Raw genomic sequence first — 19487 nt, 5'->3', positions numbered from 1 at the left:
CCAGATCTATCTCTTTTTGGCTGCATTAATGTCTCCAGGATTCAGACCTTCCCATATGTTCGGGATACTAACGGTCTCTGGATGCTCAAATACGAGAAACGCTGTCGGCAAATACCGCTCTCCGTATTCAGAAGAAGGCTTGTTCACAATGGCATTATCCTTGACAAGCACCGTTGAAGAGCCTCCATCCAGATTAGCACCGATAACCGCTCCATGTTTAAGCAAAATATTTTGCATATCATACAAGTTGGCACCAATGCTGTACCCAGGCTGACGACCGTCGATGGTCACGAATATAATGGCCCCGTCTGCTCTTTGCCCCATTGCGGTACGGGGAGCAATTCCCCACCCCTCGCTTGCATTGCGAATCAGACCTTTCCCATTCACGATTAGGCGTGGTTGAAAAGTAACCGCTTCTTGCACATTCATTTTGGACAACTCGGACAACGAATAGTGGCCGGCTATCATTTTCCCCTGTTTATCAATACCTACGATTTGAACAGACGCATTTTTGCCCATGTCATTGTAGTATATCTCACCCTGGGAAATGACAACGCCAATCGGTTTAAAACCATTCCCATTCCAGTTGGGATCGGCAAAGCCACCGCCATTTACGCCAGCAACAGCCCCTAAACGCTCGACCATACTAGATACCCTTTCTCCCCGGCCGACCTTGGAAGGAACCCCGAGCCGAATTTTAGTGGGGTCATGAACCGTCATAACATAGCCATGATAGTTACGGCCCGATACCTCTTCCACTTCAACCAGCGGCGTTTGTTGTACTTTGGTCGGTATCAGATCAGGCAGATTGATTGTATGTCTGTCCTTCTCCTCCCCCATCGCTTCAAAACGGGCCGAATATTCAGCCACACGTTTTTTCGCCTCTGCTTCACCGATAAAGTACTTCGCCCAGTGACGATGTTGGGTCGTGATCAGCGTATCCGCAGCCAAATAGCGCATATCCTTGCCAGATGTCGTTAAGAACAACCACGCACCACCCCCTATTCCTGCTACCAGGAATACAATCAACAGTCGCAGTATAAAACGACCGAATTTCCCTTTTCGTTTCTTTTTTCTATTTTTCTGCCTGCGAGCTGCTGCACGCTTTGGCAAGACTTCCGGTTTCATTCATCATCTCTCCTGTTTATTGGTGACTTCTATCTTATTCATCACTATGGCCCATCAAATAATTCGTAACGATAGGCAGCGACATCTAACGACAATATCATAAACTAATTTTGTAGAATGATAGTGTCAATTTTTTAACAGATTCATCCACTCTGAAAAAAATACAGGAAAAAGTCCTCCACATGAATGTGAAGGACTGTAACTAAGGGTACTCTACGCTTTTTACGGAGCAGCCTCTGGTTCGAGCAGCATGAACAGTTCTTTCATCTGCTGTCGCTTCAGTTTGGGACTAAGCACATACAATGTATCGCCCGGTTCAATCACCGTCGTGCCTCTCGGGGCAATAATTTGCTCGTTCCGAATTATGGCTGTGAATAAAATATCTTCAGGCAACTGTATATCCTGAATCGCTTTGCCTGCAATCGACATCCCTTTTTGTACCTGAATGTGGTTGATTTCCGAAGTGGTTTTTCCCAGAGAAACTAATTCCAGCAGTGAAGGAGATGACGTCTCGTTAGGGTCCATCAAGCCAAGCTTCACCGCTAGCCACGAAATAGTGGTACCTTGAATAATCGCAGAAGTGAGCACGACGAAAAATACAACATTAAAAAACAAGGGTCCTACATCCATCTCATCCAGTAAAGGATAGGTTGCTAGTACAATAGGTACCGCCCCCCGCAGTCCTGCCCAGGATAACAGTGTCTTCTCGCGCACAGAGTACCTGGAAAAAAGTAAGCTTAGGAATACGCCTATTGGACGAGCCACGAGCATGAGGATGAAGGAGAGCGCCAAGCTTTGCCACGCAATGCCCAGCAATTGATCGGGAAAGACCAATAGCCCGAGCAGGACAAACATCATAATCTGCACCATCCAGGCGAAACCATTGTTAAAATGGATAATGGATCGCTTGTAGGTCAAGTCGGAATTTCCCAAGACAATGGCCATGACATAAACCGCCAGCAATCCGCTTGCCTCCAGTAACGATGCCGCAGCATACGTCAAGACCGCAAATGCCAGCGCCATCACAGGATACAAACCGGAGGAATCAAAATTCATTTTATTAATCGCATATACACCGATACGTCCGAGTACAAAACCAACGACTAAACCGAAACCCATTTCCCATAAAAATAACAAGATATGTATCCAAATGGATTGCTCAGGGTGATGTATCAGCTCAATCAATGTTACCGTGAGAAATACAGCCATCGGGTCATTACTGCCGGATTCCGCTTCGAGCGTTGAGGTAATTCGTTTTTTGATGTTTTTACCTCCTAGAACGGAAAACACGGCCGCCGCATCGGTCGATCCGACAATAGCGCCAAACAGCATGGATTCCATCCAGCTTACGCCTAAAATAAACTTGGCGCATACGCCAATGACTACGGTCGTAATGATGACCCCTAACGTTGATAATGACAATGCAGGTCGAATAACCGGCTTAACATCTGCAAACTTTGTCTGCATCCCGCCTTCAAACAAGATTACAATGAGCGCGAGAATGCCAACTAGCTGTGTGATAAAGGCATTATCAAAATAAATAAACTGACTGAGCACCATACCTACGGCAATAAACAAAACGAGCGCAGGCATACCGAAACGGCTGGAAAATTTGGTAGTCAGCACGCCGACCAGCAGCAAGCCGGACAGCAAAAGTACAATCAAATTAATAACGGTTGTCTGTTCCATACGGCTTCTCCTATCTTGAAAATAGATGTTCAATTTTTCGCCTTCTATCTATATACCCTCAAATCACACAGAATACTAATCCTAAATAAAAAATTATATAATAAAATCAAAAAATCCAGCTCATGGTTTGTGCTAAATCGCACTCCATGAGCTGGTTTTGTATATTTTTTATAAGGCTTAAGCAGAGACTATCGTCGTGCTTTAGGCTTTAGGATGAATCATATGCGCAGGTACAACATATTGATCGAACTGTTCTTCAGTCAACAGTCCGCTGCGGAGTGCCGCTTCTTTTAGGGACAGCCCTTCTGCATGTGCAAGTTTGGCGATTTTAGCGGCATTTTCATATCCGATATGTGGATTCAATGCCGTCACCAGCATCAGCGAATTATTCAAATTGTGCTCAATTTTAGCGAGATCAGGCTCGATGCCAATCGCACAGTTGTCGTTAAAAGCAATCATGGAATCGGCCAGCAGATGAACAGATTGCAAAAAATTGTAGATGATTACTGGCTTAAACACGTTCAGTTCAAAATTACCCTGGCTCGCAGCAAAGCCGATAGCTGCATCATTACCCATTACTTGCGTAACGACCATCGTCAGTGCTTCACTCTGAGTCGGATTCACCTTACCTGGCATAATGGAGCTACCTGGCTCGTTAGCAGGAATCATGATTTCGCCCAAGCCGCTACGCGGACCACTTGCCAGCCAGCGAACATCATTGGCGATTTTCATCAAATCAGCCGCGAGCGCTTTGACTGCTCCATGTACGGCCACCACTTCATCGTGGCTGGTCAGTGCATGAAATTTATTGGGTGCGGAAGTGAACGTTTTGCCAGTGAAACTAGAAATTTCCGCAGAGGTTCGGGAGCCGAACTCTGGATGAGCGTTAATTCCTGTCCCCACCGCGGTTCCGCCAATCGCCAGCTCCTTCATGTATTGCACCGTGTCGATGATCATTCGCTTGCTCTTGTCCAGCATGGCATACCAGCCGCTTATTTCCTGACCCAGCGTAAGCGGTGTCGCATCTTGTAAATGGGTTCGTCCAATTTTTATAATATCCTTGAATTGCTCTGACTTCTGTTGAAAAGTCTCTTTCAGCTTATCAATGGCAGGCAACAAACGGTCCTCCACTGCAATGACACCCGCTACATGAAGCGCCGTAGGAAACGTATCATTTGAGCTTTGCGACATGTTTACATCGTCATTGGGATGCAGCTTCATATCTTTTCCCTGCTCTTGTAACCATTGGCTTCCCAGATGAGCAATCACTTCATTTACATTCATATTGGACTGCGTACCGCTTCCTGTCTGCCATACAACCAACGGGAAATGGTCATCAACCCGCCCTGCGAGAATTTCGTCCGCTGCATAAATAATGGCGTCCTGCTTCTCCTGTGATAGCTTACCCAGCTTATAGTTACTGATCGCCGCGCTTTTTTTAAGCACCGCGAACGCCTGTATGACCTCTAATGGCATTTTCTCCGAGCCAATCGGAAAATTTTCCTTGCTGCGCTGTGTTTGCGCTCCCCACAGACGGTCTGCCGGTACCTTGATTTCACCCAACGTATCCTTTTCGATGCGGTAGTTCAACTCATTTCCTCCTCTTGGCCTATGTAATTCAGACAAAATATGGTACTCTCTTGCCTATTATACATTAAATTTCAAATGTTATCATTTATTTTGCAAGCGCTTTTTTACAATGAGATCAGAGGAGGCAAAAGGAGATTTCGGCTACTATCCTGGGTCACAAAGTTCAGCTAATGGTGATATTGCTTTTGCCATGGACTTCTTTTCTGCCCAGTAGCTTGTTCAGCGCATCGATGTAAGCTTTGGCGCTAGCTTCCAAAATATCAGTACTTGTGCCTCTTCCCAGAGCTGTGTACTCACCTTGCCTCAAACTAGCGTGTACTTCCCCCAACGCATCTTTGCCATATGTTACAGATTGGATCGAATAATCCTCTAACTCCACCTCTTCACCACTGGCCTTGTCTATAGCATGGAAAATCGCATCTACAGAACCGTTACCCATTGCTACTTCATCAATTGCTGTCCCATCTTGTTTACTCAGCCGAATGGATGCGACTGGAACCGACTGATTGCCATAAGACACCTGAATGGAATCCAGTGTGTACATTTGAGGTGAGGCATTGCGGCTTTCGTCCATCAGGACGTGCAAATCTTCATCTAGCACCTGTTTTTTCTTATCCGTCAAGGCCTTGAATTTGCGGAACGCCTCTTGCAGCTGTTCCTCCGTCAAAGCATCAAACCCCATGTCCGCCAGTTTTTCTTTAAATGCATGTCGACCCGAGTGCTTGCCCAACACAAGTTTACTCGTCTTCAGACCAATACGTTCAGGGGACACGATTTCATACGTTGTACGCTCTTTGAGCATTCCGTCCTGGTGTATACCGGACTCGTGAGCAAACGCATTGGCTCCAACAATGGCCTTGTTTCCCGGTACCGACATCCCCGTACGTTTGCTCACCAGACGACTGGTGGCATACAGCTCCTCCAAAACCAGACTCGTTTGTGCACTATAAAGCTCGGTTCTGGTATCAAGGGCCAGTGCAACTTCCTCGATAGGTGTATTTCCGGCTCGCTCACCAATTCCATTGATGGTACCTTCAAATTGATCTACACCATTACGGATGGCCGCCAGCGTGTTAGCTGTTGCCATGCCAAGATCATCATGACAATGTGTGCTAAGTTGTATTTTTTCGATACCGGGCACTTGTTGCTTTACAATTCTAAACATTTCACCGAACTGATCCGGCGAGGCATATCCCACCGTATCCGGTAAATTGACGACTGTCGCTCCAGCACGAATCGCCATATCCACGACTTCACAAATAAAGTCCAGCTCGGTACGGCTGGCGTCCTCTGCTGAAAATTCTACCTTGCTGAAATACTTGCGTCCATAACGAATGGCAGCAGCAGCGGTCTCTAATACTTTCGCTTTATCCATTCGCAGCTTATGTTGGCGGTGAATGGGTGAGGTAGCCAGGAACAAATGAAGACAGGCATCCTCAGCTCCTCGTAGCGCCTCTCTGACTGCATCAATATCCTGTTCTTTCGAGCGTGCAAAACCAACCAGTGTTGCTTGGGTAACCTGTTTGGCAATCTCCTGCATGCTGATAATCTCACCAGGCGAGGTTGCTGGAAAGCCAGTCTCAATCCGATCTACGCCTAATTTTTGAAGCTGAAGCGCAATTTCCACCTTTTCTGTGCTGGTTAAGCTAACTCCTGGTGATTGCTCTCCATCTCTTAACGTTGTGTCCAACACCCATATTTTGCGCATGCAGATACCACCTTTGGTTTGATTTTAGGAGATGCTCAAGTAAAAGGCTCAAAGATCATTATATTCATCTGATCATCTGATGTTTAAGGATAAAAAAATTATGAACTTCCCATATGCTTTTGCAGCTCCAGCTTGGTGCCGTCCAAATGTTGAATGCTATAAAGTTCGGCAGCCTTGCCATCCTGATCACGGATTGCTTCATATATTTTTTCATGCTGCAGAGTAAAATGATTTTGCATCGCTGGATCGGTAATGAGATTGTTCAATGCCTTGCGAATGGCCTCTACAAAGCTGCCATATACGTCTGTAAGCACCTTATTGCGTGTAGCTCCGGCAACAGCCAAGTGAAAAGTGATATCCGCATCTAGGTACCCAGTCAAATCTCCAGCGGCCAAAGTTGCAGCACGACGGTCCAACGCCGCACGCATTAAGCGTAAATCCTCGTCATTACGACGTAATGCAGCCAATCTGGCAATCTCTAGTTCCAACACACTCCGCACTTCATAAACCTCAATAATTTCAGCACGGCTTAGACGGTAATCCAATGGCTCTTGAGAAGTCGTCGGTTGGCAGACAAAAGTTCCGTGTCCTTGCTTTTTCTCTAATAGACCGGCATGCACCAGAACGCTAACCGCTTCACGTACTGTAGATCGCCCGACTCCGAATAGCTTCATGAGCTCGGGCTCGGTTGGAATCTTAGTGCCCACATTCCATTCACCAGCAGCAATTTTTCGTTGCAGCTGTTCAGCCACTTCATCGGCGATTTGCTTGCGTTTGACGGCTTGAAAAGGAAAATTCATCTGATCATCTCCTGTTTCGTATCATACTACGACTGCTTGTCATTCTGCAACCTTTTTCGTCCTCCTTCCCCATTGGTCCTTACCTATGCTTACATACCCAAATAAAGCCTGCACCGTTGGACACGATACAGGCCTATAAGGATAAATTTAAATGTTAGGATTTCGATTTATTAGGTGTAATACAATACAAACGACTGGTTGCTTCAAAAATATGGCCTGGAGCCAGTGCAATCAATCCGATCTCCTCTGCTGGCAGATCCGGACGATTCGGTGCATTGATCATGTTCATTTGCGGCTCAGGACAGATGAATTCCTTGTTCGCTTTGTTATTCCAGATCATCCAATGCTTATAAGCTGTGCCTACATCGTATACGAGGGTAGCACCTGTCTTACTGTGTGTCAGTTCCATGTAGTTGCGTCCATTTTGCGGAGCTGCCGTGTAATGATTATCCATAGAGGCAAAATAAGGACTAACTCCCGTCGTCTTCAGCAGTTCCTCTTCCGGAGATAAAGGCTGGAACTGACCTGTGGCCAACAACCGTTCCGTCAGCTCACGACGCTCACCGATTGTGACCTTAATCTTGTAATCCTCAGGCGAGCTATCGGGTACGAACGGAACGCGAATCGCTGTGTGAAAGGCAAATAAGTTGGGGATCGGTTGATCGCCCTCGTTATGGATCACATAACGCTGATGCAGGCCAAATTCGTCCAGGCTGTACGTTAACTTCATGGTAAAGGTGAAGGGTAAATAGCGGAACATGGGATGTCCTTCCCTTACATGCTGATTCATTACCACATAGCTACCTTGCTCCCCAGAACCGTAGTCCTCAACCTCCCACCGAACAGTGTGTAAAAAGCCGTGCAGATGGTTGTGGGTCGCCTCTTCATTTATCGGCAGCTCATATGTAACACCATTCCACAGGAATTTTCCATCCTCATACCGATTCGGAGGGAACAGGAAAGGAATTCCGTAAACAGACGGGCTTTGCTTAAAAGCCTCTATGCTCTCAGCATCTGGCTCACGCAGAAAAGAATATCCCGTTTCATTGTCACGAAAAGAAATCAGATTTGCGCCGTTTCCCGGCAGGGCAACTGCTTCATATCGTCCAAATTTAAGACGAATCGCCGGTATTCCATAATAAAGATCACCAATTGCAGCATGTTGTTGTGTCATCAAAAAATCCTCCTTGATGAAATGACGATGTTTAATGAAAGCGTTTAGCTTTTGGCTTGACTATACCATGCTGAGCAAAAAAATTCCACGTCCATACAAAAAACGATGCCCCGCAAGGCATCGTCCTTCACGCATCACTACACATAACGGCCCTGTTTGGGTACAGCCATGTGCTCAAAATCTCCCGCCAGTCGCTCCAGCTGATCTGTCAGCTCAGCACCATGCATGTAATGACCATGTCCTGTGACTGCAATCTCAGGCTTTAACTTGGCCAGCATTTCCACCGAACGCTGCGCAGCTTGCCAATCTGTCGTAAAATACGCAGGAGGCCCATGTATTTCTTTTTCCTGTAAAATAACGGCCAGTGCCGATTCCTGTTTCACCGTAATAAAAGCGTCACCGGCCACCATTAACCTTCTTCGCTCATGAAAAAGCGATACATGACCAGGTGTATGTCCTGGCGTATGCAGCCACTTCCAACCAGGGGCACCGGGGACACTGCCATCTGGGGGCAGTGATGTGATGCGATCATCGAGATCTATAGCATCATTAGGGTATAAGAAGGAAATGCTCGACATTAAACCTCCCCCTACACTAGGGTCAGGTTTTTGATAATCCTTCATTCCCGTCAAATAAGGTAATTCCAAAGGATGTGCATAAACAGGTGTACCCCAATGCTGTACCAACTCAATAACCGAACCTACATGATCAAAATGACCATGTGTAAGCACAATAGCGATCGGAGGGCCAGTGAACCGTTCCTCTGCCAGGCGTATAATCGAGTCTGTAAATCCTGTCATCCCCGTATCCACCAGCACCCAGGAACGGCTTCCCGGCTCCCCAATAAAACACATATTTACAAACAGCGTCCGTAAGCTCAGGAGATCGGGAGCAGCCTCTTCATTTGCCGTCATTCCTTCGGTGAACAGATGATTTGCCAAAGCTTCACCCTCCTATTCACATGGAATTTCCTGTTAACATCGACCTTAGGCTTCCCCCATGTCAGCAGAATATGCGGACACTGCTAAATATAATCCGCTTGTCACGAAAATAGACCATGTTTACATTACTCGGGTAATTTGCTCCATGCCGTATCTAGCAAATAGTCGAACAAATCATCGTTCTCTTCAATCCAGCTATCCATTTGCAGCATCTCTTCCTCCACCCGTGGCTCTCCCGCAAAATGGAGACTGTAATCCCATTCCTTTCCCCTTTTGCTGTGGAATGTGATTTCATATACAGAACTCTGTCCCTCTACTTTAAATACCACTTGGCCCAGATAAGCACCATTCTCATCTTTTGTCATTTGTGCCTGTTGAATATGTACTTCTTTCACTTCCTGAGGTGAATTTTGCTCTGTCATTCATCTATCCGCCCTTTCATTTTCACTAAATAGTACCAAAACTGATTTGTGAACCTTTTCGTTACATTGTACAATATATAAGCTATGTGTGGAATTTGCAAAAAAACTGTGCAAGTTACCCAAGCCTTGTTTAAGGCTTTTCGTGAAATGGAGGAAAGTTACATGTCAGATTTTCAACAAAAATTGCACAAATATGCCGAGTTAGCCGTTCGGGTCGGCGCCAATGTCCATCCTGGGCAGACACTCATCGTTCATGCACCAATTTTGTCCGCCGAACTCGTGAGACTTATCGTCAAATCAGCGTATACTGCTGGGGCCAAGCTGGTTACAGTAAAATGGAGTGATGAGACTATTACTCGATTACAGTATGAACTAGCTCCTGATGAAACTTTTAATATTGCTCCCAAATGGTACGCAGCCGAAATGACTGAAGAGGTCGAAAATGGCGCAGCTGTACTGCATGTCATTGCAGAAAATCCGGATTTGCTTCAGGGAATTCCGTCCAGCCGAATTACTGCTGCCCAGCGTGTGCGGTCACATGAATTACGTCAATATCGTGAGTATCAAATGGCCGACAAATTCAGTTGGTCTCTGATTGCTTATCCTTCAGCAGAGTGGGCTGCCAAAGTATTCCCTGATCTGCCAGCTTCAGAGCAAATGGATAAACTGTGGGATGCCATTTTCAGCACCGTGCGTGTGGATCTGGATAACCCTGTGGAGGCGTGGAAAGAGCATTTGAAAATCCTTTCCAGCAAAGCTGATATTTTAAATGCCAAACGCTATAAAAAGCTGCATTATCTGGCTCCAGGCACAGACCTCACCATCGAATTGGCAAAAGATCATCTGTGGGTAGCAGCCGAAAGCGTCAACCAACAGGGACATACTTTTGTAGCCAATATGCCTACCGAGGAAGTGTTTACAGCTCCGCTCAAAACGGGAGTGAACGGTAAGGTCAGCAGCACCAAGCCACTTAGCTACAGCGGAAATATCATCGACAACTTTTCACTGACTTTTGAAAATGGACGTATTGTCGATGTACAGGCAGAAACCGGTTTGGAAACTCTTCAGCATCTCGTAGAAATGGATGAAGGTTCACACTATCTGGGGGAGGTTGCTCTCGTACCTCACAAGTCACCTATCTCTGATAAAAATATTTTATTTTATAATACGTTGTTTGATGAAAATGCCTCTAATCACTTGGCCATCGGTAATGCTTATGCATTTAACCTTAAAGGCGGCAAGGATATGACTCAAGAGCAGTTGGCTGCCAACGGCCTGAATTCCAGCCTGACTCACGTCGACTTTATGATCGGTTCAGCTGAAATGGACATTAACGGCGTTACCGAGGACGGTACTGAGGAACCTATCTTCCGTAAAGGAAATTGGGCGATCTAACACGGCAAAAAAGGCTCCCACCGTTTTATGCGTGAGAGCCTTCTTGCTTCTTCCTATAGGCTATGTTAGATCTATTTTACAACGTGTTAATCCAAGAATTCGCTGCAATTCCAAAAACAATTTGTATCACGCTGATGATGAAAAAGACAATAAGGCAATTTACAACTCTTCGATTGGTGGTTTGATGCATGGATAAAGATGATTTCACGTAAAACATGCTGCCCAATATTCCTATACACACACCGAAAATCCCCGAAAATAGCAATCCTATAACCAAGCTGACCACGACAAAAGCCCAACTCCAGCCCGGAACTTTACTCACAGGAACATAAGGTTGATCGGACCCAAGATATACACCTTATAACATAAGTTGCAAGATAAAAAATGGAAAAAAGGTCGCTGATCAGCGACCTTTGAATCTACTTTATTTCGTATGAAGTTAGCTTTTATGTCCAATTTTAGCCTTATAGGCAAGTGAATATTGGTCAGCCGCTAAAATCGCATCAAGCACATCATCCGCTGTGACAGCAAATGGTAGATTGTGAGCAGTTTCGCCTTCTTTAGTAGCAGCCTGAGCTACCCGGTACAAATCCTCTCGGGAAGCTTCCTGTAGCTTAATGTCTTCCAGCGTGACAGGCAGATCGAGTTTTAGATAAAAGTCAATATACCGCTCCACCTCGGACAAAGGTCTTTTTTCCAAAGCAAGCTGGACTAAGGTGCCAAAAGCTACCTTCTGACCATGTGTCAGGTGATGAATATCCCCTTCCAGAACGGTAAAACCATTGTGAATCGCATGTGCGCCTGCCAAACCGCCGCTTTCAAAGCCCAAACCGCTTAGCAACGTATTGGCTTCGACTACCGCTTCAAGCGCAGGTGTGACGACTTTGCGTTTCACGGATTCATAAGCCTGCAGACCGTAATCGAAAAGAACTTCCTCACACTTGGACGCAATGGCTTCTGCCGCCAAGGTTGGCAAACCACCAGCCATTGTCGTTGCGCGAGCTTCAATGACCGCACGGACCTCAATCCACGTTGCCATGGCATCTGCAATGCCTGAGGAGAGGAACAAGGGCGGCGCTTGAGAAATGACTTTCGTGTCCACCAGGATCAGGCTCGGATTTTTACTGAAAAAGGTATACGTATCAAATGCACCCTCATCGGTGTACAAAACAGATAGTGCACTAGTAGGGGCATCTGTAGAAGCAGTCGTTGGAATAATCACAACTGAGGAACCGAGTAGTTCATTAACGGCTTTGGCCGTATCCAGCGTTTTACCACCACCTACACCAATGACAATATCGACCTGGGCGCTTCGTCCCTGATCCGCAATACGGTTGACTTCATTTTTCGATGCTTCCCCTTGAAACTCCATTTTAACCGCCGTAATATCAGCCTGTTCCAGACTTTTTACTACGCGGTCGGCTGCAATCTCCCAAACCAGTTTGTCCGCAATAACCAAGGCAGTATGACCTAATGGCTTAACATACTCACCTGTTTTATCAATCACATTTTTCCCTTGCACATATTTACCTGGACTAATAAATACTTTTTCGCTCATCGTTTAACTCTCCCTTCCAAGTTTGTACAATTTCTATTATACGGTTGAAAGGGCACACATCTCAATTTCGAAACCAAGATCTTCAATCATTTGATGATCAAATGTGACCTCCTGGCCTTCTGTCGTTAAATAATCTCCTACAAAAATTGAATTCGCTGCATACAGGCATAGCGGTTGTAACGAGCGTAAATTCAACTCTCGTCCACCTGCAACGCGTATTTCTTTGGATGGACAGATGAAGCGGAACAGTGCCAGCACCTTCAAAGCTTGGATAGGTGATATTCGCTTTGCTCCTTCCAACGGGGTTCCAGGGACTGGACTCAAAAAGTTAACCGGAATAGAGTCAGCATCTAACTCCCGTAAGGCATAAGCCATTTGTACGATTTCCTCATTCGTTTCCCCTATCCCGATAATAACGCCAGAGCATGGAGACATTCCGTGAGATTGAGCCATTTTCACAGTTTCGACGCGTTGATCGTATGTATGTGTGGTTGTAATCGAAGGATAGTTGGCCTTACTTGTATTTAAATTATGATTGTATCGATGTACCCCAGCCTCTGCCAACCGTCGTGCCTGATCTCCCTTGAGAATCCCTAAGCAGGCGCAAATTTTGAGCGGCATCGTGCGATTAATTTCTTGCACTGCCTCAATCACCTGATCCAGCTCTCGATCTGTTGGACCTTTGCCGGAAGCTACGATACAATACGTCCCTGCTCTCCGCGCTACTGCTTCCCTAGCTCCAGCCAACAGTGATTCCTTGTCCAGCATACTGTACTTGCTCACAGGCGCCGTGGATACGATAGATTGTGAGCAATAACCGCAATCCTCCGGGCACAGGCCACTTTTGGCATTGATGATCATGTTGAGCTTTACTTTTTTTTCATAAAAGTGATGTCGCACCTGAAATGCAGCTTGCATAATTGGTAATAATTCCTCATCGTCGGCTTCCAGTATCTCCATACCTTCTTCCAGCGATATACGGCTGCCTTGGATCGCTTTTTCAGCCAACAAGCCCCAATCTATAACCTCGTTTAGTAAATTCATACTTCTTGCCTCCCAAAATTTAATGATCATGTAAATGGATAAGATTTTCAACGTAGAGGAAGTTTTTTTGTTATTGTCAACCCAGTCGATTATAATTAGGTTGACAATAACACGAACATCATATCAATTCATGTCCTTTCTGTAAAGGAGGCAAATTAAAAAGCGACCCCACATCGTTCAAGGTCGCTCTCAAGATTTATTCCGTATTCCGTTATGAGACTCCTGCTTCTTCCACGATAATAGGCTGTTTTATCAACCGAATACGTGAAATCCGCTTATTTTCAACTTCTTCTACCGTGAACATACATCCCTCAAACAATACAGACTGGCCAGGCTGTGGAGGAATAACCTCGACATGTGAGTATAGCCAGCCCCCTACCGTATCATAATCCTCATGATCAAGATCCAGTCCAAAGCGATCGTTCACTTCATCAATTAATAACATGCCGTCAATGGAAAATTCCTCGTCATTAATCTGCTCACAACTCGGACGTTCCTGATCGAACTCATCCTGAATTTCACCAACGATTTCTTCCATAATATCTTCCAGTGTTACCATACCCGATGTCCCGCCATATTCATCAATCAAAATTGCGATTTGCGTCTTGCTACGCTGCATGCGTTTGAGCAGATCACTAATTTGCGTAGATTCCGGGACAGCAAGAATCGGTCGAATCATCGTACGGGTATCCAGTGTGTTCGCCCGTAGAAGGTCCTTAATATGGATAAAGCCGATAATATGGTCCTTATCTTCGGCGCAGATTGGATAACGGGTTCTCATGCTTTCCGTCGCAATCGCGAGATTTTCTTCTGTGGACTCATTACTGTATAAGCAGATCATCTCAGTTCGCGGAATCATGATTTCCCTGGCGGTCGTGTCGGTAAAATCAAATATATTATCAACAAGCGCCAATTCCGTATTATCAATTAGTCCGCTCTTATTGCTTTCTTTCATCAGAATGCGTATTTCATCTCCGGTATGCGCGGAATCGTCATTTTCAGATACCGGCTCCAGACGGAATAAACGCAGCAGGCTGTTCGCCATTCCATTTAACGCCCATATGAATGGATACATCAACTTGTAAAACCAAGTCATCAGCATGGCTGAATACAGCGTAATGGTCTCAGATTTACGAATAGCTATCGTTTTGGGCGCCAATTCACCCAACACAATATGCAGAATCGTAATAACAATAAATGCAATAACCACGGCAGTACCGTGCACATATACCGCTCCTAATCCAGCGGCTGTAAATACAGGTTCGATCAAATGTGCGATGGCCGGCTCTCCGATCCATCCTAGTCCCAACGATGCTAGTGTAATACCCAACTGGCAGGCAGACAAATAAGCGTCCAAGTTGTGTAACATATTGGCGGCGTACACGGCCTTTTTATTTCCCGCCTCCACCAAAGTCTCAATACGGCTGCCTCTGACCTTCACCATGGCAAATTCCGCAGATACAAAAAAACCATTCAATAGTACTAATGCAAAAACAATAAATAAGTTAAACATACTCGGTAAAGGGTCACTCAATATGCTCCCCATCAGCCGTCATTACGGCAGACAGGCGCACCTCCTTCGGATAGTTTCATCATAGACAGAACGATAACACATCATAAGCAGCGTCAACTTCCCAACACATTCACTCCTTCCGGCTTCTAAAGCCATATTCCGCATAAATGATTAGATCATTCATCAGCTTATATTTAATTATATAACTATACTCTATACAGTCAAACCACAAGCAATGTCAGAAAAAACAGCTCCCCTATCATTTAGGTCATAAAGCTCTCGTTTCCGCCGCTTACCACAAAGAAAGCTACTATATTTGAGAAAGATTATAAACAAAATACATCCCCTGCCGTCTGGCAGAGGATGTAGACTCATATATATGAAGGCATCAGCGAACCGGGGATGCACCCGGATTCCCGATGACGCCGGGATATTGGTACAACAATGGCTCATCAAACGTTGCATAGTCCAGATTTAGCATCAGCAGAATAGTCCGTTTGCCTGTCGCCGGATCACTAATAATAATGTGATCCCGACCTGCTGCTTCCAGAATGCCTTTAAATATTTTCGCATTCCATTCCCGGTTATTTTCATAGGTCATATAAAAGGTTCCCGTTTTGCCTAAGTTCAAGCGTAAAATATTTTCGATGTATGATTGCTCGTATTGCGGAGTCTGAACCTGCACTACGGTACCCGTTGGTGTCATAGGGCTGCCACTACTTACTTGAGGTGGAAAGCCAGTCATAGGCTGCGGCTGCATGGTTCCCATTGGAGCCATCCCTCTTGGCCATTCGGGATATCCCTTGCCGGAAGCATAAGATACGGGACGGTAAGCTTGCTGTGAAATCATGTAAATTCCTCCTAAAATGGTTTTAATTTAATTCTTCAAGCCATTCTGTAAAGTGTCTAATATACATTAGGACAATCCTGTACAGACGGGCTAAAAAAGCAGTGGGCTTTAAAACGCCCGGTATTGGTCTGGTCATACCAAGTGCCCGGACAGTTTCCTGCTGGTCTGAAAAACCATAATGCATTGGATGCCGGATGTAGCTTTTCTCCATTGATTACACGCTGGGCAAGTCGAATGTCCCGATCACGGGCTTTCTGATAAAAATACCCCTTCTGAGTGGCTTCAAAACCTCCGGGGCTTTGAAACACCATGTCATTCATGAGACGTATCCCCCGGAAATCTAGGCAATTGGATAAAATTCGGTTCACACCGACATTCCCAACCATGAGCATCCCCATCTCGCCTTCACCTTCAGCCTCAGCCCGCATCAGCCGGGCGAGGGTCCTTACATCTTCTGAGTTGGTCTTGATTACAGCCACCGCGTCCCCTCCTCGCTTCTCCATCACATACCCTATCGTATGGTACAAATGCCCAATGGGTGACAGTCCAGAAAAATAAAAAAATAGCCCCAAGACTGGGACTACTCATTCAGGCTTTTATTATGGCTCATAAATCATTTTACGCGTCATGCCACCATCTACTACCAGATTCGTGCCTGTTACAAAATCATTGCCAGGTTGTGTCAAATACAGACAGGCCCGTGCGATGTCCTTAGGGGTTCCTACTCGCCCAGACGGATGCTGTTGATGGTCTTCTGCACGCAGTTTCTCATAATCGCCGGCTTCAATCCACCCTGGACTGATGCAATTGACCTGAATCCCGTCCTTTCCTAGCGATATGGCCATCGCGTGTGTAAGGGCCGCAATCGCTCCTTTGGATGCCGCGTAGGCTTCTGTATCCGGCTCTGACATGAAAGCTCGTGTAGAGGTCATATTGACCACAGAGCCACCTTCTGCGTTTCGTTTCATCACCTTAGCTGCTTCCCTAGTGGCAATAAAACAGCTGCGTACGTTTGTATTCAGAATGTCATCCCATTCTGCTATCGTTAACTCATAAGGAGATTTCCATTTGGACACGCCAGCGTTGTTAATTAGCGTATGAATCGTACCGTATTCTTCTTCCGTGGCACGGATTAGCGCTACAATATCTTCTTCCTTCCGCACATCACAAGGAATAAAAATGGCCTGATAGCCCTCGTTCCGGGCCGCTGCAGCGGCTGCTGCACCCTCCTCCTCATTGTGGTCGGCAAATACAACATGGGCACCCTGAGCAGCGTAGGCAAAAGCGACTTCTTTCCCGATGCCATGCGCCGCTCCTGTTACAATAACAACTTGTCCCTCAAATGACACAAATCATTCCTCCTCTGAACTACACTGTCTAGTATATATGTACCAAAATGTGCTGTACAAGAAACATCTACAGCCCTCTACCCTGGCATCTCGCAGAAGGCTGTAAATGAATCCAAAAAATAATTAGACTGAATTCTACATTTTAACCTGTTCCAAGCTATAGCGATTAAGACGCTGAAACCCGATATACCTTGTACCCTGAAAAGTAAGCCGTCCCTCATCCCCTTCAGCGCATTGACCATATTCTTCCCCAGATACCTTAAACTCCATCCGGTCGCCACTTTCCACCTCGAAGGTTACGTAATAGAAAGTATAGGTACGAGTCCCTTGTTCCTCCTGCCGCCTCTGTTGGAGATGTGTCCTTCTGGCTGTAATTCGGGAACCGACCGTCAATACAGGCTGCCTTTTATTCCGACTCCATTCCATGACTTCCCTGCCTGCAGACAACACGACAATACCCAACACGACAACGAAAAATACGGGCAGTACCGTGCCCAGCCAATCGAACATCCATAATGACTCAAAACCCATGCACCGCACTCCTCTCCGCCAGGCATTTCACAGGGAAACTACCGGGCATCCTGACCTGACCTAAGCTTTCTATAACAGTATATGTATGTTCCTGCCCAAATTTGATAGCAACCCTCAAGAACGCCAAGAGCCCCCACGGAATTATCCGGGAGGGCTCAAGATATGGCGATATCAGAATGATGCATCGATTTACACATGTACAAGCTGGAGATAACGTTGTGTTTCATCCAGAACTTCATGATTTTCGTCTTCAGCGTAACGCTCTGCACACTGCTTGCAGTCCTCTTCAGTCGTGCAACCATAGGCATCCTGGCAAGTATAACAAAATTGAAGGTAGTATTGGGTTAACATATGATCCTGATTCGCTCTCATGATTATCACTCCTATCGTTGTTTACAGGTTTAGTATAACAGCGGCTTATTTGTTAGTTTGTGATTTTTTTCACATATAGTCGTATAAAATTTAAATTTTTTAAAAATAAAACGCCCTGGGAAAAACACCCAGGGCAATCACCTTTATAGCGATTATAAAATTCTCCAGTTCGCACCGCCGTCCGTCGTTTTCAGCAGCAGTGACTTCTTGTCATCAAGGCGTTCCAAAAGAAGCCAACCCACCGAAGAAGAAGCGAAACGGAGCTTAACCGATCGTGGGTAGTCTTTTAACTTCAAAGGTAGCACTTTGTTGCCTGTGAGACTTGTCCACGTCTTCCCCCCATCCATTGTACGGCTCATTCCGGTCTCGGTTATGATCCACCCTTCCTTTTCATTTAGAAACGTACGGCCAGGGATAATAGAATTAATGTTGCTACTCAGACCCAAAGGCACACCGTTCCATTGTGTCCCTGTATCGTTTGTAAACAGTCCGTTATATTTTATGGCCTTATCCCCATAGCAAAGAACCGGAATCCAGTACGAGGCACTGCTCCCTTTCAGAGACTGCTGGGCTTCTGCTTTGGCCTGAGGGCAGCCCTGTATTCTGTTAGCTACCGGAGTCCAGGTTTTCCCTTGATTCAAAGTCTTGTACAGCTTAACACTGTTATCCAGATTGATCGCTACAAACCCCTGATTGTTGGAAGAAAAGCTCATTCCCGCCAGGCTGCCCCGATCGGGTAAACCTGAGCCTGATTTGTTGGATGTCATACCCGAACTTTGCGCAACTTTATTCCATGTGGCTCCCCCGTCAGTGGTGTGATACAACAGTTTTTGTTGATCCTGCTCATTCAGATTTACATATGCCATAATCCAGCCAGTAGTTGGATTTACATATTGAATCGAGCTCACATGGTCCCCGCTTGGAAGCGCTGAAACATCCCAGCTCTGTCCTCCATCTGCTGTTCTCAGAATGACGGTTGCTGTTTTGTCCAAATTTTGACGGACAACCCAACCGTGAAGAGAATCAGTGAAACTGATGTCCTTTCCATATTCAAGCTTGTCTTGAAATTGGACGTTTTCGGAGGGGGAAATATTATTCCATGTCTTTCCGCCATCATGAGTATCATAAAGCCGAAGCTCATTATGGGTAACTCCCCAAACTAACCCTTTATTGTTATCAATTAAATGAAAATCCGCTATTCGCGTCTGTACTACATATTTGGCGTTGGGATCGCCCACCTTTGGAGTCACTGGTGGATTAATTGTAATTGTCTGACCCTGGTCATCAGGTTCCTCAATCGGAGGTTTAGTTAACGTATCTGGGGCTTCAGCAGAACAGGCAGTCAGTAGAATGCCCGTCAGCAGCAGTACTCCCCCCAAGAGCGCACGCCAGCGCAGTTTCATATAAAATCCTCCCTCGATGG

General features: G+C 45.8%; 18 protein-coding genes. 1 reads left to right on the top strand and 17 read right to left on the bottom strand.

The window, feature by feature from the left end; translation table 11 throughout:
- Window positions 1–6: 6 nt before the first annotated feature.
- From WA407_RS08595 to WA407_RS08560, 8 genes are all read right to left on the bottom strand, one after another.
- Complete coding sequence (locus WA407_RS08595; protein WP_336077131.1) at window positions 7–1128, bottom strand: phosphodiester glycosidase family protein; 1122 nt, start codon at window positions 1126–1128, stop codon at window positions 7–9.
- A 222-nt stretch (window positions 1129–1350) separates the two neighbouring features.
- On the bottom strand, window positions 1351–2817 hold the full coding sequence (locus tag WA407_RS08590) for a potassium/proton antiporter (protein ID WP_235309733.1): 1467 nt from the start codon (window positions 2815–2817) through the stop codon (window positions 1351–1353).
- Window positions 2818–3018: 201 nt separating this feature from the next.
- A complete protein-coding gene (fumC, locus tag WA407_RS08585) occupies window positions 3019–4407 on the bottom strand; it encodes a class II fumarate hydratase (protein WP_336077130.1) in 1389 nt (462 codons plus the stop codon).
- Window positions 4408–4570: 163 nt separating this feature from the next.
- A complete protein-coding gene (locus WA407_RS08580) occupies window positions 4571–6115 on the bottom strand; it encodes a 2-isopropylmalate synthase (RefSeq protein WP_235309731.1) in 1545 nt (514 codons plus the stop codon).
- A 98-nt stretch (window positions 6116–6213) separates the two neighbouring features.
- The gene (locus tag WA407_RS08575) at window positions 6214–6915 is read right to left on the bottom strand and encodes a FadR/GntR family transcriptional regulator (protein WP_061828291.1); all 702 of its coding nucleotides are present in this window, start codon (window positions 6913–6915) and stop codon (window positions 6214–6216) included.
- Window positions 6916–7069: 154 nt separating this feature from the next.
- Window positions 7070–8089, bottom strand: coding sequence for an aldose 1-epimerase (locus WA407_RS08570; RefSeq protein WP_013310435.1), 1020 nt, complete (start codon window positions 8087–8089; stop codon window positions 7070–7072).
- Window positions 8090–8226: 137 nt separating this feature from the next.
- Window positions 8227–9030: an MBL fold metallo-hydrolase gene (locus WA407_RS08565; protein WP_336077128.1), complete on the bottom strand. Its 804-nt coding sequence runs from the start codon at window positions 9028–9030 to the stop codon at window positions 8227–8229.
- Window positions 9031–9155: 125 nt separating this feature from the next.
- On the bottom strand, window positions 9156–9452 hold the full coding sequence (locus WA407_RS08560) for a hypothetical protein (RefSeq protein ID WP_061828288.1): 297 nt from the start codon (window positions 9450–9452) through the stop codon (window positions 9156–9158).
- 162 nt (window positions 9453–9614) lie between these two features.
- On the opposite strand from WA407_RS08560, the gene WA407_RS08555 reads away from it, so the two are divergent.
- The gene (locus WA407_RS08555; protein ID WP_235309729.1) at window positions 9615–10847 is read left to right on the top strand and encodes an aminopeptidase; all 1233 of its coding nucleotides are present in this window, start codon (window positions 9615–9617) and stop codon (window positions 10845–10847) included.
- A 439-nt stretch (window positions 10848–11286) separates the two neighbouring features.
- On the opposite strand, the gene WA407_RS08550 is transcribed toward WA407_RS08555, so the two are convergent.
- The 9 genes from WA407_RS08550 to WA407_RS08510 all read right to left on the bottom strand — a co-directional run bounded on the left by WA407_RS08550 (window position 11287) and on the right by WA407_RS08510 (window position 19467).
- Window positions 11287–12405, bottom strand: a complete 1119-nt coding sequence (locus WA407_RS08550) for a glycerol dehydrogenase (RefSeq protein WP_336077127.1) — start codon at window positions 12403–12405, stop codon at window positions 11287–11289.
- Window positions 12406–12441: 36 nt separating this feature from the next.
- A complete protein-coding gene (gene bioB, locus WA407_RS08545) occupies window positions 12442–13449 on the bottom strand; it encodes a biotin synthase BioB (RefSeq protein WP_336077126.1) in 1008 nt (335 codons plus the stop codon).
- Window positions 13450–13660: 211 nt separating this feature from the next.
- A complete protein-coding gene (locus WA407_RS08540) occupies window positions 13661–14962 on the bottom strand; it encodes a hemolysin family protein (RefSeq protein ID WP_322158124.1) in 1302 nt (433 codons plus the stop codon).
- 388 nt (window positions 14963–15350) lie between these two features.
- A complete protein-coding gene (gene gerQ, locus WA407_RS08535) occupies window positions 15351–15812 on the bottom strand; it encodes a spore coat protein GerQ (protein WP_336077125.1) in 462 nt (153 codons plus the stop codon).
- Window positions 15813–15868: 56 nt separating this feature from the next.
- Window positions 15869–16291 carry a cell wall hydrolase gene (locus WA407_RS08530; RefSeq protein WP_061828283.1) on the bottom strand — a complete coding sequence of 141 codons (423 nt, stop codon included), beginning with the start codon at window positions 16289–16291 and terminating at the stop codon, window positions 15869–15871.
- A 120-nt stretch (window positions 16292–16411) separates the two neighbouring features.
- A complete protein-coding gene (locus WA407_RS08525; RefSeq protein WP_061828282.1) occupies window positions 16412–17161 on the bottom strand; it encodes an SDR family NAD(P)-dependent oxidoreductase in 750 nt (249 codons plus the stop codon).
- 135 nt (window positions 17162–17296) lie between these two features.
- A complete protein-coding gene (locus WA407_RS08520; protein WP_013371386.1) occupies window positions 17297–17692 on the bottom strand; it encodes a DUF2500 domain-containing protein in 396 nt (131 codons plus the stop codon).
- Between the two features lie 189 nt (window positions 17693–17881).
- Entirely contained in the window at window positions 17882–18064 is a 183-nt protein-coding gene (locus WA407_RS08515; RefSeq protein ID WP_061828281.1) for a hypothetical protein, read from the bottom strand.
- Between the two features lie 152 nt (window positions 18065–18216).
- On the bottom strand, window positions 18217–19467 hold the full coding sequence (locus WA407_RS08510) for a WD40/YVTN/BNR-like repeat-containing protein (protein ID WP_336077124.1): 1251 nt from the start codon (window positions 19465–19467) through the stop codon (window positions 18217–18219).
- Between the last annotated feature and the right edge of the window lie 20 nt (window positions 19468–19487).

It is taken from the genome of Paenibacillus sp. 203, from assembly GCF_037027525.1.
Classification (GTDB): Bacteria; Bacillota; Bacilli; order Paenibacillales; family Paenibacillaceae; genus Paenibacillus; species Paenibacillus polymyxa_B.
This window is presented reverse-complemented; position numbering and strand designations above follow the sequence as displayed.

What these genes read in the sequence shown, in the direction of transcription:
- WA407_RS08595 (WP_336077131.1), bottom strand. Translation starts at nt 1,128, where the DNA reads ATGAAACCGGAAGTCTTGCCAAAGCGTGCAGCAGCTCGCAGGCAGAAA.
- WA407_RS08590 (WP_235309733.1), bottom strand. Translation starts at nt 2,817, where the DNA reads ATGGAACAGACAACCGTTATTAATTTGATTGTACTTTTGCTGTCCGGC.
- WA407_RS08580 (WP_235309731.1), bottom strand. Translation starts at nt 6,115, where the DNA reads ATGCGCAAAATATGGGTGTTGGACACAACGTTAAGAGATGGAGAGCAA.
- WA407_RS08575 (WP_061828291.1), bottom strand. Translation starts at nt 6,915, where the DNA reads ATGAATTTTCCTTTTCAAGCCGTCAAACGCAAGCAAATCGCCGATGAA.
- WA407_RS08570 (WP_013310435.1), bottom strand. Translation starts at nt 8,089, where the DNA reads ATGACACAACAACATGCTGCAATTGGTGATCTTTATTATGGAATACCG.
- WA407_RS08560 (WP_061828288.1), bottom strand. Translation starts at nt 9,452, where the DNA reads ATGACAGAGCAAAATTCACCTCAGGAAGTGAAAGAAGTACATATTCAA.
- WA407_RS08555 (WP_235309729.1), top strand. Translation starts at nt 9,615, where the DNA reads ATGTCAGATTTTCAACAAAAATTGCACAAATATGCCGAGTTAGCCGTT.
- WA407_RS08550 (WP_336077127.1), bottom strand. Translation starts at nt 12,405, where the DNA reads ATGAGCGAAAAAGTATTTATTAGTCCAGGTAAATATGTGCAAGGGAAA.
- bioB (WP_336077126.1), bottom strand. Translation starts at nt 13,449, where the DNA reads ATGAATTTACTAAACGAGGTTATAGATTGGGGCTTGTTGGCTGAAAAA.
- WA407_RS08540 (WP_322158124.1), bottom strand. Translation starts at nt 14,962, where the DNA reads ATGTTTAACTTATTTATTGTTTTTGCATTAGTACTATTGAATGGTTTT.
- gerQ (WP_336077125.1), bottom strand. Translation starts at nt 15,812, where the DNA reads ATGATTTCACAGCAAGCTTACCGTCCCGTATCTTATGCTTCCGGCAAG.
- WA407_RS08520 (WP_013371386.1), bottom strand. Translation starts at nt 17,692, where the DNA reads ATGGGTTTTGAGTCATTATGGATGTTCGATTGGCTGGGCACGGTACTG.
- WA407_RS08515 (WP_061828281.1), bottom strand. Translation starts at nt 18,064, where the DNA reads ATGAGAGCGAATCAGGATCATATGTTAACCCAATACTACCTTCAATTT.
- WA407_RS08510 (WP_336077124.1), bottom strand. Translation starts at nt 19,467, where the DNA reads ATGAAACTGCGCTGGCGTGCGCTCTTGGGGGGAGTACTGCTGCTGACG.